The 15,841-nt window shown below is 71.2% G+C and carries 18 protein-coding genes; 4 read left to right on the top strand and 14 right to left on the bottom strand.

Features of this window, described 5'->3' with window-relative positions; translation table 11 throughout:
- Positions 1 to 8: 8 nt before the first annotated feature.
- The 7 genes from ACFYM0_RS34795 to ACFYM0_RS34765 form a co-directional block, all read right to left on the bottom strand.
- Positions 9 to 1,421: a dicarboxylate/amino acid:cation symporter gene (locus ACFYM0_RS34795; protein ID WP_388508755.1), complete on the bottom strand. Its 1,413-nt coding sequence runs from the start codon at positions 1,419 to 1,421 to the stop codon at positions 9 to 11.
- 121 nt (positions 1,422 to 1,542) lie between these two features.
- Positions 1,543 to 1,650, bottom strand: a complete 108-nt coding sequence (locus ACFYM0_RS34790) for a putative leader peptide (RefSeq protein WP_323182336.1) — start codon at positions 1,648 to 1,650, stop codon at positions 1,543 to 1,545.
- 162 nt (positions 1,651 to 1,812) lie between these two features.
- Positions 1,813 to 2,124 (bottom strand): DUF4229 domain-containing protein, encoded by a 312-nt coding sequence (locus ACFYM0_RS34785; protein ID WP_388508753.1) that lies wholly within the window; start codon positions 2,122 to 2,124, stop codon positions 1,813 to 1,815.
- Between the two features lie 125 nt (positions 2,125 to 2,249).
- Positions 2,250 to 4,403 (bottom strand): FG-GAP repeat domain-containing protein, encoded by a 2,154-nt coding sequence (locus tag ACFYM0_RS34780; protein ID WP_388508751.1) that lies wholly within the window; start codon positions 4,401 to 4,403, stop codon positions 2,250 to 2,252.
- 117 nt (positions 4,404 to 4,520) lie between these two features.
- Positions 4,521 to 5,045, bottom strand: coding sequence for a GNAT family N-acetyltransferase (locus ACFYM0_RS34775; RefSeq protein WP_388508749.1), 525 nt, complete (start codon positions 5,043 to 5,045; stop codon positions 4,521 to 4,523).
- A 105-nt stretch (positions 5,046 to 5,150) separates the two neighbouring features.
- Positions 5,151 to 6,314, bottom strand: coding sequence for an aminofutalosine synthase MqnE (mqnE, locus tag ACFYM0_RS34770; RefSeq protein ID WP_388508747.1), 1,164 nt, complete (start codon positions 6,312 to 6,314; stop codon positions 5,151 to 5,153).
- A gap of 148 nt (positions 6,315 to 6,462) precedes the next feature.
- Positions 6,463 to 6,918 carry an Lrp/AsnC family transcriptional regulator gene (locus ACFYM0_RS34765; protein ID WP_243340137.1) on the bottom strand — a complete coding sequence of 152 codons (456 nt, stop codon included), beginning with the start codon at positions 6,916 to 6,918 and terminating at the stop codon, positions 6,463 to 6,465.
- Positions 6,919 to 7,048: 130 nt separating this feature from the next.
- Here ACFYM0_RS34765 and ACFYM0_RS34760 point away from each other — a divergent pair, with 130 nt between their 5' ends.
- Positions 7,049 to 7,183 carry a hypothetical protein gene (locus ACFYM0_RS34760; protein ID WP_356660038.1) on the top strand — a complete coding sequence of 45 codons (135 nt, stop codon included), beginning with the start codon at positions 7,049 to 7,051 and terminating at the stop codon, positions 7,181 to 7,183.
- Here the strand turns inward: ACFYM0_RS34760 and ACFYM0_RS34755 are convergent.
- Entirely contained in the window at positions 7,180 to 7,866 is a 687-nt protein-coding gene (locus tag ACFYM0_RS34755; RefSeq protein WP_388508745.1) for a UbiX family flavin prenyltransferase, read from the bottom strand. The genes ACFYM0_RS34760 and ACFYM0_RS34755 overlap by 4 nt on opposite strands.
- Before the next feature lie 85 nt (positions 7,867 to 7,951).
- Between ACFYM0_RS34755 and ACFYM0_RS34750 the strand changes: the two genes are divergently transcribed.
- Entirely contained in the window at positions 7,952 to 8,572 is a 621-nt protein-coding gene (locus ACFYM0_RS34750) for a rhomboid family intramembrane serine protease (protein WP_388508744.1), read from the top strand.
- Positions 8,573 to 8,625: 53 nt separating this feature from the next.
- Here the strand turns inward: ACFYM0_RS34750 and ACFYM0_RS34745 are convergent, their stop codons facing one another.
- From ACFYM0_RS34745 to ACFYM0_RS34725, 5 genes are all read right to left on the bottom strand, one after another.
- Complete coding sequence (locus tag ACFYM0_RS34745; protein ID WP_388508743.1) at positions 8,626 to 9,261, bottom strand: VOC family protein; 636 nt, start codon at positions 9,259 to 9,261, stop codon at positions 8,626 to 8,628.
- Between the two features lie 93 nt (positions 9,262 to 9,354).
- Entirely contained in the window at positions 9,355 to 9,939 is a 585-nt protein-coding gene (locus ACFYM0_RS34740; protein ID WP_388508740.1) for a Uma2 family endonuclease, read from the bottom strand.
- Positions 9,940 to 10,017: 78 nt separating this feature from the next.
- The gene (gene mqnP, locus ACFYM0_RS34735; protein WP_388508738.1) at positions 10,018 to 10,941 is read right to left on the bottom strand and encodes a menaquinone biosynthesis prenyltransferase MqnP; all 924 of its coding nucleotides are present in this window, start codon (positions 10,939 to 10,941) and stop codon (positions 10,018 to 10,020) included.
- On the bottom strand, positions 10,938 to 11,405 hold the full coding sequence (locus ACFYM0_RS34730) for a hypothetical protein (RefSeq protein ID WP_388508735.1): 468 nt from the start codon (positions 11,403 to 11,405) through the stop codon (positions 10,938 to 10,940). The genes mqnP and ACFYM0_RS34730 overlap by 4 nt, the downstream gene beginning before the upstream one ends.
- Positions 11,402 to 12,859, bottom strand: a complete 1,458-nt coding sequence (locus ACFYM0_RS34725; RefSeq protein ID WP_243340066.1) for a menaquinone biosynthesis decarboxylase — start codon at positions 12,857 to 12,859, stop codon at positions 11,402 to 11,404. The genes ACFYM0_RS34730 and ACFYM0_RS34725 overlap by 4 nt, the downstream gene beginning before the upstream one ends.
- Before the next feature lie 118 nt (positions 12,860 to 12,977).
- Here ACFYM0_RS34725 and ACFYM0_RS34720 point away from each other — a divergent pair, with 118 nt between their 5' ends.
- A complete protein-coding gene (locus tag ACFYM0_RS34720) occupies positions 12,978 to 13,277 on the top strand; it encodes a PLD nuclease N-terminal domain-containing protein (RefSeq protein WP_388508731.1) in 300 nt (99 codons plus the stop codon).
- Between the two features lie 40 nt (positions 13,278 to 13,317).
- Here the strand turns inward: ACFYM0_RS34720 and ACFYM0_RS34715 are convergent, their stop codons facing one another.
- On the bottom strand, positions 13,318 to 14,259 hold the full coding sequence (locus ACFYM0_RS34715; protein WP_388508728.1) for a LysR family transcriptional regulator: 942 nt from the start codon (positions 14,257 to 14,259) through the stop codon (positions 13,318 to 13,320).
- 124 nt (positions 14,260 to 14,383) lie between these two features.
- On the opposite strand from ACFYM0_RS34715, the gene ACFYM0_RS34710 reads away from it, so the two are divergent.
- Complete coding sequence (locus ACFYM0_RS34710; RefSeq protein WP_388508811.1) at positions 14,384 to 15,832, top strand: MFS transporter; 1,449 nt, start codon at positions 14,384 to 14,386, stop codon at positions 15,830 to 15,832.
- Positions 15,833 to 15,841: the final 9 nt, after the last annotated feature.

Genomic DNA, 15,841 nt, shown 5'->3' with positions numbered 1-15,841 from the left:
GGCGGGGCTCAGGCGGTGACGAGGGCCTTCGCCGGGTCGGCGTCCGAGGAGTCCGGGTCCGAGGAGTCCGGGTCCGAGGCGTCGGACCGGGCCGGGACCTCGGCCGGGGCCTGGGCCGGCTCGTCCAGGAGGGACGAGGAGGCGGTGGCGTAGGCCACCTTGTCCAGGATGCCCTCGCGGGCCGAGACGATGACCGGGACCAGCGCCTGGCCGGCCACGTTGGTGGCGGTGCGCATCATGTCCAGGATCGGGTCGATCGCCATCAGCAGGCCCACGCCCTCCAGCGGGAGGCCCAGCGTGGAGAGGGTCAGGGTCAGCATGACCGTGGCGCCCGTCAGGCCGGCCGTCGCGGCGGAACCGATGACCGAGACGAAGGCGATCAGCAGGTAGTCGGTGATGCCGAGCTGTACGCCGAAGATCTCGGCGATGAAGATCGCGGCGAGCGCCGGGTAGATCGCGGCGCAGCCGTCCATCTTCGTGGTGGCGCCGAACGGGACGGCGAAGGAGGCGTACTCCTTCGGGACGCCGAGGCGCTCGGTGACCTTCTGGGTGACCGGCATGGTGCCGACCGAGGAGCGGGAGACGAAGGCCAGCTGGATGGCGGGCCAGGCGCCCTTGAAGAACTGGAGCGGGTTGACCTTGGCGACGGTCCACAGGAGCAGCGGGTAGACGCCGAACATCACGAGCGCGGAGCCGACGTACACGTCCACCGTGAAGGTGGCGTACTTGCCGAGCAGGTCCCAGCCGTAGGTGGCGATCGCGGTGCCGATCAGACCGACGGTGCCGATCGGGGCGAGGCGGATGACCCACCACAGGGCCTTCTGGAGCAGCTCCAGCACGGACTCGGCGAGGTTCAGGACCGGCTGGGCCTTGGTGCCGAGCTGGAGGGCCGCGATGCCGGCGACGGCGGCGAGGAAGACGATCTGCAGGACGTTCAGCTCGGTGAACGGCGTGATGACGTCGGTCGGCACGATGCCGGTCAGGAAGTCCAGCCAAGACCCCTCGCGCTTCGGCAGCTTGCCGTCCTGCGGGGTGAGGCCGGTGCCGGAGCCCGGGTTGGTGATCAGGCCGATGGCGAGGCCGATGGCCACCGCGATCAGCGACGTGATCATGAACCAGAGCAGCGTGCGCGAGGCGAGCCGCGCGGCGTTGTTCACCTTCCGGAGGTTGGTGATCGACACCAGGATGGCGAAGAAGACGAGCGGGGCGACGGCCAGCTTCAGGAGCTGGACGAATATGTCGCCTATCTGCTCCAGGGTCGTACCGAGCCAGCTGATCTCCTGGCTGCGGGAGACCCAGCCGAGCAGTACGCCGAGCACGAGGCCGGTGACGATCTGCGCCCAGAAGGGGAACTTGAACGAGGAGGACTTCTTCGCCGGGGCGGGGGCCTCGGCGGCAGGGGTCTGCGGTGACGCGGACACGGACACTCTCCGGGTGGTTCTGCGGTTTCTGCGGTGGGGTGGTGGTGCGGTGCGGCAGCACCCGGAAAAGCCAAGAGCCGGGCGGGCGGGACCGCTGCTGTGCCAGGGCTGGTCGCGGGACTCAGCGACAACAGCAACAGGCCGCGGACGCGCGGCGGCAGAGGTCGACGTGCAGGCGCGCCACGAGCGGAACGCTCGGGGTCATCTGGTGCGCGGCTGTCGTCAACATGTTGAACACGCTAACACTTCACCTTTGGGAATCTCAAAGCCTCCCTTTGGGTCAACAGGCCCACCGCAGGCCGGAAACCCCTGCGAACCCCCCGGAAAACGCCGAAAGCCCCGGCGTCACGGGCGAGGAACCCGGGCCGGGGCAATTCGGTGTGTGATGAAGCTAACTGGCGCGCGCGGCCTCGTCGACCGCGTCGTCCTCCTGGCTGCGGTTCGCGGCGAGCTTGTCCTTCGCGCCCGCGACGCGTCCGGCGATGACCGCGGACATCTCGTCGCGCTGCTTGCGCAGCAGGACGAAGGAGAGCGGGGCGGAGAGCACGAGGGCGAGCAGCACGACCCAGGCGGGGTTGGCGTCACCGAGACCGGAGGGCACCCAGCCCAGCCGGACCAGACCGGCGACGATGACGAGGCACCCGACGAAGATCCCCAGGCGCATCGCGGTGTAACGGATCGTCGCGCTCGGCTTGAGGGACACGGTGACCCCTTCTCTCTCGTCGTCCTACGTCTGTACGTGCCCGTCCAGTGAAGCACGCCCGTGCCACGGACGAGGGCGCCGGGGGGCTTCGACGGACGTGAAGTCGGCCCCCCGGACCCGCGCCGTCAGGAGATGCGGATGTTCGTCCAGTTCGTGGCCTTGCCGGCCTGCGACCGGTTGTCGAAGCCGCCCCGGCCGTTGCCCCGGTTCAGCCAGGCCCGGCCGTCCTTGTCGAGCGAGACCAGGTCGGCCCGGCCGTCCCCGGACAGGTCGAGCCCGCCGACCACGTCCTTGTACGTGGTGCCCCAGTCCTTGAAGACCAGGGAACGGGGCGCGAAGGTGCCGGCGCCGGTCCCGTTGAACCGCCACAGCTCGTTCGACGCGTCGAGGGCCAGCAGGTCGTTCTTGCCGTCGCCGTCGAGGTCCCCGGCGGCGATCAGCTTCTTGTACCCGCCGAAGCCGGACCCGGCGAGCGTGCGGGCCTTGAAGCCGCCCGCGCCGTTGTTCGCGTAGACGTACAGCTTCCCGGTGGAGGCGGACCGGGTCAGCAGGTCGGCCCGGCCGTCGCCCGTCACGTCCCCGGGCGAGAGGACCTGGTCGTACGCGCTCCAGTCCGAGGAGACCGTGACGTGGGCCGACTCCAGGTTGGGCAGCCCGCCGCAGATCGTCGGGTAGACGCGGGCCTCGCCCTTCGGGAAGCGGACGAACACGTCGTTGCAGCCGTCGCCGTCGAGGTCGCCGAACGGCAGCACCTGCGTGTCCACCGATGCCCAGGTGATCGCGCGCTGCCCCGCGGTCAGCTTCGTCGCGTCGCCCGCGTACACCTTCAGCCCGGTGCTGCCCCGGCCGAACAGGTCGGCCTTGCCGTCGTCCGTGTGGTCACGCCACTTGGGCAGGGCGCGGCTGGTGGTGGTGGCCTGGTAGACGCCGTTCAGGACGGCGCTGTTCGTCTCGGACCGCTTGTACTCGTCCCACAGCGCGACGGGCCGGCCGAGCGCGTCGGCGGCCACCTGGGGCGGCCCGGTGAACCGGGCGCCCGCCGTGCTCAGCCGCCGCGGGGCGGACCAGATGCCGCCCTTGAAGACGGCGGCCATCGTGTACTCCTCGTACGAGTACCCCTCCCGCCAGGTCACCGTGACCGTGCCGCCCGAGGTCGCGGCCGCGGCGACCCCGCGCACCTTCTCGTGCGTGGAGAAGAACTGGAGGTTCTGCTGCCATTTCCCGGTGGCCGCCGAGCGCACCCCGTACCAGGGGTCGGACGTGGAGCCGGCGACGAAGAGGTCGCCGCCCGGCAGGTGGACGGGCGCCGCCATCCCGAACGTACCGGCCGACCTGGCGGCGGTCGACGGGGCGCTCCACTGCGTGGCGCCGGCGGTGCGGCGCGTGTGCAGGAGGTCATCGTTGTTGCCGTAGAACAGGTCGAAGCCGCCCTGCGGTTCGGCGAACACCTTCGGGCGCGCCAGGGCCCCGCCCGGGACCGGGAAGTCCTTGACGGTGGTCCAGGCGGCCGCGCCGGGGGCCTTCTCCAGGGCGACGACGGCCTTGCTCGCCTGCCACTGCCACACCAGCAGGGCGGTGCCGTCCTTGGCGACCGCCAGGTCCATGGCGTGGATCTCCCGGCTGCCGGACGGCGGCTGCTCGTTGAGGTCGGCCGGAGCGGTCCAGACGCCCTGCGGTCCGGCCTTCTCGGCGGCCTTCACGACGCCGAAGACCGACCACACCGCGACCAGCCGGCCGTCGGGGGCCGCCGCCAGGTGGTGGTAACCCTTCTCGGGGACCGCGGCCACGTACTCGGGCTCGGAGAAGGCGGTCGCGCCGGGCGCGAGAGTGGCCACCTTCAGCCAGTGGTTGTCGTGGTCGTCGGCTCGCTTGGCCCGCCAGACCAGGCGCACCGAGCCGTCGCCGAGCGAGACCAGCTCGGTGTTGGACCCGCCGGCGTCCGGCCAGGCCCGCGGGGCGAGCCAGCCGGTGCTGCCGGCGGGCCGGATCCGGGTGGAGCGGGAGAGCCCGTCGCCGGTGAGGGAGACGAGGGCGCCGTTCCCCGCCGACACCAGGGCGTTCAGCCCGCCCGAGGCGGAGCCGGGGTTGGGGTTCGCGGCGTGCAGGGCGCCGGCGCCCCACGGGCCCGGCGTACGCGCCGCGGCGGCGGCGAGGGCGGCCGCGTCGGTGCCGGCCGCCGCGGTGGCGGTGTGGGCGGCGGCCGGAGCGGCGGCCGCCAGGGCGAGTACGGGAGTGAGCGCGATGCCCAGCAGCGCGCGGGAACGGGAATGCGAAGTCATGGGAATGCCCCCCCGGGCAAGGCGATCCGGTGGCCCGGATGCGCCGGACTGTTCGAACAGATCCCGCGCAGCGTATAGCAACCAAGATCGTCCCGGCTTCCCCCCGGAACCCTCCCCCTAGTGCAGCGGCAGGAGCATCGTGATGTCGTCGCGGTCGTCGCCGGGGGCCACGCGGATCGCGCCGGGGACCCGGCCGACTTCCTTGTAGCCGCAGGCGGCATAGAAGTGCTCCAGGCCCAGCCCGCCCCGGCAGCCGAGGCGGATCGCCTCGATGCCCTCCATCGTGCGGGCGGCGTCCGCGACGGCCTCCATCAGGGCGCGGCCGGCGCCGTGACCCTGGAGGGCGGGGTCGACCATGACGGTGTAGGCCCAGACCCAGTGCATCTGCAGCCGGTGCCGGTTGAGGGCGATGACGGCGGTGGCGCGCACCCGTCCGGTGGCGTCGCGTCCGACGAGCAGGCGGCTGCGGCCCGAGGCGACCGCGGCGAGGTGCTTGTCCACCTCGGGGCGGACGTCCTCGAGGGTGACGGGCGGCACGAAGCCCACCGCCCCGCCGGCATTGGTCACCTCGGTCCAGAGCGCGGCGAAGTCTTCGGCCAGGGCGGGGCCGATGACCGGATCGAAGGTAAAAGTAAGGACCATAGAGCTAGATTAGCTATTACTGACCGGAGTGCGCAAAAGGCCCCGGCCACCCCCGAGGGGAGGACCGGGGCCCAAAGCGTCAGCGTCGGAGCGGCGAGCCGGACGTCAGACCCGCATCGCCTGCGGCGTCTCGCGGAGCTCCGCGTCCGGTCCGGGGTACTCGCGGATGATCTCGTAGCGCGTGTTGCGCTCGACCGGGCGGAAGCCCGCCTCGCGGATCAGTTCCAGCAGGTCCTCGCGGCCCAGCTTGTTCGGGGTGCCGTAGTTGTCCGCGTCGTGCGTGATCTTGTACTCGACGACCGAGCCGTCCATGTCGTCCGCGCCGTGCTGGAGGGCGAGCTGCGCCGTCTGCACGCCGTGCATCACCCAGAAGACCTTCACGTGCGGGACGTTGTCGAAGAGCAGACGGGAGACCGCGAAGGTCTTCAGCGCCTCGGCGCCCGTCGCCATCGTCGTGCGCGCCTGGAGCTTGTTGCGTACCTTGCCGTCCTTCATGTCCACGAAGTCGTGCTGGTAGCGCAGCGGGATGAAGACCTGGAAACCGCCGGTCTCGTCCTGCAGTTCGCGCAGCCGGAGCACGTGGTCCACGCGGTGGCGCGGCTCCTCGATGTGCCCGTAGAGCATCGTCGCCGGGGTCTTGAGGCCCTTGGAGTGCGCGAGGCGGTGGATGCGCGACCAGTCTTCCCAGTGGGTGCGGTGGTCGACGATGTGCTGGCGGACCTCCCAGTCGAAGATCTCCGCACCGCCGCCGGTGAGGGACTCGAGACCGGCCTCGATCAGCTCGTCCAGGATGTCGGAGGCCGACATGCCGGAGATCGTCTCGAAGTGGTGGATCTCGGTCGCCGTGAACGCCTTCAGCGAGACGTTCGGCAGCGCCTCCTTCAGCGCGGAGAGCGAGCGCGGGTAGTACCGCCACGGCAGGCTGGGGTGCAGGCCGTTGACGATGTGCAGCTCGGTGAGGCTCTCGTTCTCCATGCTCTTGGCCAGGCGAACGGCTTCCTCGATGCGCATCGTGTACGCGTCCTTCTCGCCCGGCTTGCGCTGGAACGAGCAGTACGCGCACGAGGCCGTGCACACGTTGGTCATGTTGAGGTGGCGGTTGACGTTGAAGTGGACGACGTCGCCGTTCTTGCGCGTGCGCACCTCGTGGGCGAGGCCACCGAGCCAGGCCAGGTCGTCCGACTCGTAGAGGGCGATGCCGTCCTCACGGGTCAGCCGCTCGCCGGAGCGAACCTTGTCCTCCAGCTCACGCTTGAACCCAGCGTCCATGCCGGTCCTCTCCATCTGTCCTCATGTCCGTCCTGCGGTCCCGCCGTGCGGTCCCGTCCTGCGGTCGCGTCGTGCGGTCCCGTCCCGCTCGGTCCGCGGCGCGGTACGTGTGCCCCACAACCGCGCCCCAACCGTACTCTCAGCACCCTCAGGCTTCCTCCGGCAGGCCCCCGACCCGGTTCTCCCACTTGGTGGAGAGCACGATCGTCGTACGGGTGCGCGAGACGCCCTTGGTGCTGGAGAGCTTGCGGATGATCCGCTCCAGCCCGTCCACGTCGCCCGCGCGGACCTTGAGCATGTACGAGTCGTCGCCGGCGATGAACCAGCAGTCCTCGATCTCCGAGAGGTCGCGCAGTCGGCGGGCCACGTCCTCGTGGTCCGCGGCGTCGGACAGGGAGATGCCGATCAGTGCCGTGACGCCGAGGCCGAGCGAGGCCGCGTCCACGGTCGCGCGGTACCCGGTGATGACTCCGGCCGTCTCCAGCCGGTTGATCCGGTCGGTGACGCTGGGGCCGGAGAGGCCCACGAGCCGGCCCAGCTCGGCGTACGAGGCGCGTCCGTTCTCACGAAGTGCCTGGATGAGCTGCTTGTCCACCGCGTCCATGTACCTGGAACCTTCCATTATTCGGCATTCCCTCAAGTTTACGTATAGAATCAAAGGCACACAGGGTCGACACCCTGTGAATCTTTCAACAGATCAAAGATGATCTGACGATTTTCAGGAGTGGTTCACCGTGTACACGATCGAGATGGCCTACGCGCACATGCGACAGCTCCAGGAGCTGGCCAACCGATCCCGCACCGACCAGCCCGCCGCCGCACACCGCGTCGACAAGACCCGCAAGCCGGGGCGCGCCAAGAAGGGCTAGGCGCCACCGCTTGCCTCCCGGGGGCGGGAGCCACCGAGCTCCCCCTCCCACCGGCGGTACAGCCCGTGCGGCACCCCTGCCGCGTCGAGCACCCGCCCCGCGACGAAGTCCACCAGATCCTGGATGTGCGTCGCACCCGCGTAGAACGCCGGAGAGGCGGGCAGCACCACTGCGCCCGCCTCGTCCAGGCTCACCAGATGCTTCAGCGTCTGCCCGCTCAGCGGGGTCTCCCGTACCGTCACCACCAGCCGGCGCCGCTCCTTGAGCGTCACGCTCGCGACCCGCTGGAGCAGGTCCTTCGACAGCCCGAGCGCCACCCCGGCCACGCAGGCCGTGGACGCCGGCACGATCAGCATCCCCTTGACCGGGTACGAGCCGCTGCTCGGCCCGGCCGCCAGGTCGCCCGCGGGCCAGTGGCGCACGCCGTCCAGTTCCGGGCGCGCGAAGGTCGCGGGCTTGCCGTCGGCGCCCCGCTCCAGCCATTCGCCCAGGTCGTCCCGCCAGTGCGCGTCGCGGAAGGCGATCCCCGTCTCGTCCAGCAGGGTCAGGCGCGAGGCCCGGCTCACCACCAGGTCCACGCTCTCGCCCGCCGCCAGCAGCCCGCGGATCACCGCGGCCGCGTACGGCGTCCCGGACGCCCCCGAAACCCCGACCACCCACGGGGTGCGCTTGCCCTCAGTCATACCTCCGAGACTATCCGGCCACCGCCGACGGGCACTGGCTAAGGTGTCCGCACGTTCAAGGGGTGGACACGGCGGAGGGGTCGTCATGAGCGGAAGCAGTACACACCCGGGCGGTACGGGCTCCTTCGCCTGGACCCGGACGGGCCGGGCCGTGGCCGCCGCGAAGCTGATGCTGGGCTGGGTGGCGCTGCTGTGGCTGATCGAGGCCGTCGACCACGCCACGGGCCACGCACTCGACTCCTACGGGATCACCGCGCGGGAGGCCGACGGCCTGAGCGGGATACCCCTGGCGCCCTTCCTGCACTTCGGCTTCGACCACGTGGCCTCCAACAGCGTCCCGCTGCTGGTCCTCGGCTTCGTCACCGCACTGAGCGGCATCGGCCGCTTCCTCGCCGTCTGCGCTGCCATCGTCCTGGCCGACGGCTTCGCGGTCTGGCTGATCTCCCCGCCCCACAGCATCACGGCGGGCGCCTCGGGGCTGATCTTCGGCCTCTTCGGCTACCTGCTGGTCCGCGGCTTCGTGGAACGCAGCCCGCTGGGCGTCGCGGTCGCCGTCGTCATCGCCGCCGTCTGGGGCACGACCTTCCTGGCCGGAGCCCTCCCCACGGACTCGGTGGTCAGCTGGCAGGCCCACCTCTTCGGCCTCCTGGCCGGCGCGGCGGTCGCCACGGTGGCCCGGCCGCGGCCGGAGGTGGCGGCGCTCTAGGCCGTCTCTTTTCGGATCTTGCCGGCTGCTCCCGCGGGGCGGTCGGGCCCCGGTCAGATCGTGACCGGGCCGCGGGCGGTGGCGAACTCGACCGAGACCAGGCCCGGTTCCTCGTCCTCGACCCAGGTGACGTCGATCTGGTCGAGGGGGTGGTCGGCCGGTTCGCCGAGGAATTCGGCGATGGAGGCGGCGTCACCCGCGAGGGAGACCCCGTGGATGGTGGTGGAGGTGCGCGGGTCGGCGCTCGGGCGCTCCTCGACGGGGACCGCCCACTGAAGGAAGTAGGGCAGTTGCGGGTCGTCCATCAGCTCCAGCAGGCCGATCTGCTTCCACCTCAGGTCGAACCCGTCGGGGCGGACACGGTGGCCGTCGGCCGAGGTGCGGCCGAGGCGGGCCTCGACCGGGGCGATGTCGTCGACGGAAACCACCCAGCCGAGCCAGCCGCCCCCCTCGGCGGCGCGGCGCGCGACCGCCTGACCGAAGGGTGCGCGGTCGGCGGCGGGGTGGTCGAGTGTCGTGACGACCTCGACGTAGGTGCCGCCGCTCAGCGGGAGAATGAAATTGCGGGTGCCGAACCGCGGGTGCACGCCCCCGTCGACGAACCCGGCGCCCAGCGCCGACCCGATCCACTGGACGGTCGAGACGAAGCTGTCGCGGGCCACCGCATAGGACACGTGATCAAGTCGCACGGCGCCATCATCACCCGGCGAGCCGCACGGATCCCGACGCCACGCCCGCCGCCCGGCCGCGTCCGCCGTGGATTCACTTCCACGAGGCAGGCTCTAGGCGGCGGTGCCGGGGTCCACGGGAAGCCCGGCCGTATCCACGGAGACCTTCCCGACGCCGGTCTCCACGGTGACCGTCTCCCCGTACGGGATCACGTCACGTCCCCGGTAGCCGTCGGGCCCCGGATTCCACAGCGTCATGCACTGCGCCTGGTACGGGTCGAAGATCAGGAAGTGCGGGATGCCGCGCCGGGCGTAGGCCCGGTCCTTGATCTCGTAGTCGTTGCGCACGCTGCTCGGGGAGACGACCTCGATGACGAGTTCCACGAGGTCGGGCGGGTAGGCGCTGAGGTTCTTGTCCGCCTCCACGGCGGGGATGACGGCGAGGTCAGGGCAGAACTCGTTGTCGCCGTCGAAGGGAACGGCTACATCGCTGATGAACCCCCACTCCGGCGAAATCTGGGCTTCCAGCGTGTTCCACAGCAACCGGATGGTCCTGGCGTGGTGCGGCTTCAGCGGACTCATCACGATGGCGCCCTCGACAATCTCCATCCGGTAACCGGGGAACATGTCCTCGAACCGGCTGAGCTGTGAGTGCAGGCGCTCGGTCTCCGAGACGGTCACGTCGGCCTCCCTGTCCATGCACTCGATGGTATGCCGCACGCCAGCCACCGGGGCAGGGCACGAACCGCCGGTTCCGGCAGGGCACACACGATCGAGCTACAGCGACAGCCCCCGCACCACCAGGTCGAGCAGCGCGCACACGAACAGGGCCATGCCGATGAAGCCGTTCACCGTGAAGAAGGCACGGTTCAGACGGGACAGGTCGTGCGGGGTGACGATGGTGTGCTCGTAGGCGAAGGCGGCCACGACGATCAGCAGGCCGAGCCAGAACAGCCAGCCCGCGTCCGTCGCCACCGCGTACCAGGCCAGCAGGCCGGTGGTGACCACGTGCGCGCCGCGCGCGCCCCACAGAGCGGCCGGGATGCCGAAGCGGGCCGGGACGGACTTGACGCCCTCCGCGCGGTCCGCGGCCACGTCCTGGCAGGCGAAGATCAGGTCGAAGCCGCCGATCCACACGCCGACCGCGAGGCCGAGGATCACCGCGTCCCAGGACCACTCGCCGGTGATCGCGATCCAGGCCCCGATCGGGCCCATCGCCTGGGCGATGCCGAGGATGGCGTGCGGGAAGTTCGTGAACCTCTTCCCGTACGGGTACACCACCATCGGTACGACGGCGACCGGCGCCAGCATCAGGCAGAGCGGGTTCAGCAGCGCCGCCGACCCGAGGAAGACGGCCAGGGCGATACCGGCCCCGGTCCAGGCCGAGCGGACCGAGACGGCGCCCGTCACCAGCTCGCGCCCGGCGGTCCGCGGGTTCCGCGCGTCGATCTCCCGGTCGATGATCCGGTTGGCGGCCATCGCGAAGGTCCGCAGCCCCACCATGCAGATGGTGACGAGGAGCAGCTTCGTCCAGTGCATCCGCTCGTCGAGCGTGAACATGGCGGTCAGCGCGGCGATGTAGGCGAAGGGCAGCGCGAAGACCGAGTGCTCGATCATCACGAGCCGCAGGAACGCCTTCACCTTGCCGGTGGCCTGCGGCGCGGGCCCGGATCCGAGGACCCCTTCGGCTGCGGATGTCATACGAGGGTTCTCCGGAAGTCTTCGAGGTCGGCCAGCAGCTCCACCGTGGGGAGCGCGCCGAGTTCCAGGGTCCAGGGGCCGGCGTCGTGGCCCTCGGGCGGGGTGACGTGTGCGGTGACCGCGCAGGCGGCGCCGGACGGGCGGGCCTCCAGGCGCAGGAAGTTCCCGGCCTCCGCGGTGAACGGCTCGCCCGTCGCCAGGGCTCGCTGGAGCTGCTCCGCGAAGTCGTCCGCCTCGACGTCCCGCGCGCCGGGCAGCTCGAAGCCGTCGCCCTCGCCGTCCTCGTCGAGCATCAGCGCCCAGACGTTGCCGGGCCCCGCGAACTCCTCGGGGCTGACGCCCGCCTCCGCGGCGGCCTCGCGGACGCCCGGGTCCGACGGGTCGAGTTCCGGGCGGACCAGGGCCACGTAGACCGTGTCCGTGCCGATGAAGAGGGCGGGGCCACCCGTCTCGATGTCGCTCACAGGCCGTACTCCTTCCAGCGGCTGTCGACCAGGGCCGCGGTCGCGGGGTCGGACTCGACCATGTCAGGCCAGCCGCCGTCCCGGGTGTACCCCTCCGTCGGCAGCTTCTTCGTGGCGTCGATGCCCGCCTTGCCGCCCCAGAACTGCTGGTAGGAGGCGTGGTCCAGGTGGTCCACCGGGCCCTCCACGACGGTGAGGTCGCGGGCGTAGTCCGTATTGCCGAGCGCCCGCCAGGAGACCTCGTGGAGGTCGTGGACGTCGCAGTCCTTGTCCACCACGATGATCAGCTTGGTCAGCGACATCATGTGCGCGCCCCAGATGGCGTGCATGACCTTCTGCGCGTGCTTCGGGTACTTCTTGTCGATCGAGACGATCGCGCAGTTGTGGAAGCCGCCCGACTCGGGGAGGTGGTAGTCCACGATGTCCGGGACGATGATCTTGAGGAGCGGGAGGAAGAAACGCTCCGTCGCACGCCCCAGCGGGCCGTCCTCCGTCGGCGGCCGGCCGACGACGATCGACTGGATCAGCGGACGCTTGCGCATCGTCACGCAGTCGATGGTCAGCGCGGGGAACGGTTCCTGCGGGGTGTAGAAGCCGGTGTGGTCGCCGAAGGGGCCCTCGGGAAGCGTCTCCCCCGGCTCCAGCCAGCCCTCGATGACCACCTCGGCGTTGGCCGGGACCTGGAGCGGGACCGTCTTGCAGTCCACCATCTCGATCCGCTTGCCCGCCACGAACCCGGCGAAGAGGTACTCGTCGATGTCGCCCGGCAGCGGCGCGGTCGACGCGTACGTCACGGCCGGCGGGCAGCCGAAGGCGATCGCGACCGGCAGCCGCTCACCGCGCGCCGCGGCCACCGCGTAGTGGTTGCGGCTGTCCTTGTGGATCTGCCAGTGCATGCCGATGGTGCGCTTGTCGTGGCGCTGGAGGCGGTACAGGCCGAGGTTGCGCACGCCCGTCTCCGGGTGCTTGGTGTGCGTCAGGCCGAGGTTGAAGAAGGACCCGCCGTCCTTGGGCCAGGTGAAGAGGGCCGGCAGCTGGTCCAGGTCCACGTCGTCGCCGGTGAGGACGACCTCTTGGACGGGCGCGGAATCGCCCTTCACCTTCTTCGGCGGCACGTGCACCATCGAGCCGAGCTTGCCGAAGGCCTCGCGGACACCGATGAAGCCCTGGGGCAGCTCCGGCTTGAGCAGGCCGCCGATCTTCTCGCTGATCTCGGCGTACGACTTCAGCCCGAGGGCCTTCAGCAGCCGCCGGTCGGTGCCGAAGACGTTCATGGCCAGCGGCATCGCCGAGCCCTTGACGTTCTCGAAGAGCAGCGCGGGCCCGCCCGCCTTGTTCACTCTGTCGACGATCTCCCCGACCTCTAGGTACGGGTCCACTTCGGCCTTGATGCGCTTGAGGTCGCCCTCCCGCTCGAGGGCCCGGAGCAGCGAGCGGAGATCGTCGTAAGCCATGCGGGCAATTGTGGCATCCCCGCTCAGAGCCCGAACCGCGGCGGGCCCTCTACCCTGGAAGAGTCCACGGCGGGCCTGCCCGGCCCGCACCCGTTCTTCTGGGGGTCGGTCCCACACCGTGCTGCGCTATCTGCCGTTCCTGCTGATCATCGCGCTGACCATCTACACCTTCATCGACTGCCTGAACACGCCGGAAGAAGAGGTCAAGCACCTTCCGAAGGTCGTCTGGGTCCTGATCATCCTGCTCTTCTCGATCGTCGGTCCGATCGTGTGGCTCTTCGCGGGCAAGAAGCGGGTGCCCGGCGGAGCGGGCCGGCCCCGCCAGGGCCGCCGTACGTGGGTGGCGCCCGACGACAACCCGGAGTTCCTGAAGTCCCTGCGCGAGGAGCGGGACGAGAAGGAGAAGGACAAGGAGTAGGAAGCAGGAAGGAGGAGCAGGGGCCCTTGGGGACCTGCTCCTACGGGACCTGGTCCTGCGGGACCTGGTCCCGCGGGGCCGCGGCGCCCGCCCGCGCCGCCGCCCGCTGCGCCGCCTGCGCGAAGGCCCGTACGGCCCCGGTGTCCTCGCCCGCTCGCCAGACCAGCCCGTACCCGACCGGTTCGGCGTCGGCCACGGGGACGTGGGTGATCCCGGGCCGGGCGTGGTAGGCCGCGGCGTGCGCCGACGTCAGCAGGGCGCCCCGACCGGCGGCGACCAGCATCAGGGCCTCCTGGAGGTTCGTCACCTCCGGGCCGCGCCGGATCGGCCGCCCGGCCGGGGTGCGCGCCGGAGCCTGGTGTTCGCGCAGGTACCCGGGCAGGTCCCCGGCGACCCCCAGCAGCGCGACCCCCGCCAGTTCCTCCAGCGTCACGGAGTCCCGTGCGGCCAGCGGATGCCCTGCGGCCACGGCCAGCGACCGCGCCTCGGTGAACAGCGTCGGCCCCTCCCCCAGATCGGGTTCGCGCACCGGGAACTCGGCGAAGGCCACGTCGAAGGCCCCGCCGCGCAGTTGCCCGTACGGGTCGGAGAGCGGCACCTCGCACACCTCGACGGTGATGCCGGGGTGCGTGGTGCGCAGGGCCTGCGCGGCGCGCAGGACGAGTTCGCCGGCGGGCGGGGTGGTGAAGCCGACGTGCAGCACCCCGTCCGCGGCGCGGGCGGTCGCGGCGGCCCGGTCCAGGGCGGCGGCGATGCCGCGGTGGTGGGGTTCCAGGTCGGCGCGGAGCTGGGAGCCGAGCGAGGTGAGGGCGACGCTGCGGCTGGTGCGCAGGAAGAGCCGGGCGCCGACGCGCCGCTCGAGGCGCTGCACGAGCTGGCTCACGCGGGCCCGGGAGAGCAGCATGCGCTCGGCGGTGCGGCCGAAGTGCAGTTCCTCGGCCAGGATCAGGAAGCAGTCCAGCTCATCGCGATCGGTAAGCATGGCTGAACGAACGTTGAGGTCTTCGCCGTTGTTCCCGTACGGGCGGCGGGCGAGGGTGGTCGAGCCGGCAACTTCCCGCTCTTCCTTCCCCTCCTCCGTTCTGCGAGGTCCTTCCATGGAAACCATCCGCGGGCGCCGACTCGGCGTCCTGCTCGTCCTGTGCGGCGCCATCTTCCTCGAAGGCATCGACGTCGCGATGCTGAACGTGGCCCTGCCGTCCATCCGCGCCGACCTCGGCCTCGAAACCGGCACGCTCCAGTGGGTGATGAGCGCCTACGTGCTCGGCTACGGCGGCTTCATGCTGCTGGGCGGCCGCGCGGCGGACCTCTTCGGGCGCCGCCGGATGTTCATCGGCTGGCTGTCGGTGTTCCTGCTGTTCTCCGGGCTCGGCGGACTCGCCACCGAGGGCTGGCAGCTGATCGCCGCCCGCTTCGTGACCGGGGTCGCCGCCGCCTTCATGACCCCGGCGGGCCTGTCCATCATCACCACCGGCTTCGACGAGGGGCCCCAGCGGGAGAAGGCGCTGCTCGTGTACTCGGGCACGGCTGCGGCCGGGTTCTCCGTCGGGCTGGTCGCGGGCGGACTGCTCGCCTCGGTGGGCTGGCGCTGGGTGTTCTTCGCCCCCGTGGCGCTGGCCGCGCTGATCCTGGCGGGCGCGCTGGCCTTCGTACCCGAGCAGGCACCTGCCGCGCGCCGGGACCGGGGCCGGATCGACGTGTGGGGCGGGGTGCTCGTGACCGCGGGCGTCGTCCTGCTCGTCCTCGGTGTGGAGGAGCTCGCGGCGCTGCCCGCGGTGGCGGGGCTGGCCCTGCTCGGGGCGTTCGCCCTCGTCGAGCGGCGCACGGCGGAGCCCCTGGTCCGGCTCGGGATCCTGCGCTCGCCCGGGCTGCTGCGGGCCAACGCGGCGGCGCTGCTGTTCTCGGCCGCGTTCTTCGGCTTCCAGTTCCTGGTGGTGCTCTACCTCCAGGAGCTGCGCGGCTGGTCCACCCTGCAGACCAGCCTCGCGATGCTGGTGATCGGGATCGACGCGGTCCTCTCGCCGACCGTGGTGCCCAGGCTGGTGGCGCGGTACGGGAACGGCCGGCTGATCTTCGGCGGCCTGGTGCTGGCGGCGCTGGCGTACGGGCTGTTCCTGCCGCTGGGCGCCGACTGGTCCTACCTGCTGATGCTGCCGGGCCTGATCCTGCTCGGCCTCGCCTTCGCTCTGGTCTACGGGCCGCTGACCATCGTCGCCACCGAGGGGGTCGCGGAGGAGGAGCAGGGCCTGGCGGGCGGTCTCCTCTACACGGCGTTCCAGTTCGGCGCGGCGCTCGGGCTGGCCGGTGTGACGGGGGTGGCGGCCGGCGCCGCCGAGCCCCTGGACGGGTACCGGGCGGCGCTGCTCGTCCCCTTCGCGGCGGTCCTGGTGGCCGCGGCCGTCAGCCTGCCGGGGCTGCGGCGGGGTTCACACCGCCCAGGGCAGGGGGCGGGTGCCCTCGGTGCCCGGGACGGAGACGAGGCCGTCGGCGCGCATGGCGACGTACACCTCGGTGTCCGCCAGGGCGTGGACGTGGCGCAGGACGTCCGGGGGTAGCACCACGGC

It is taken from the genome of Streptomyces sp. NPDC006487 (assembly GCF_042870555.1).
GTDB lineage: Bacteria > Actinomycetota > Actinomycetes > Streptomycetales > Streptomycetaceae > Streptomyces.
This window is presented reverse-complemented; position numbering and strand designations above follow the sequence as displayed.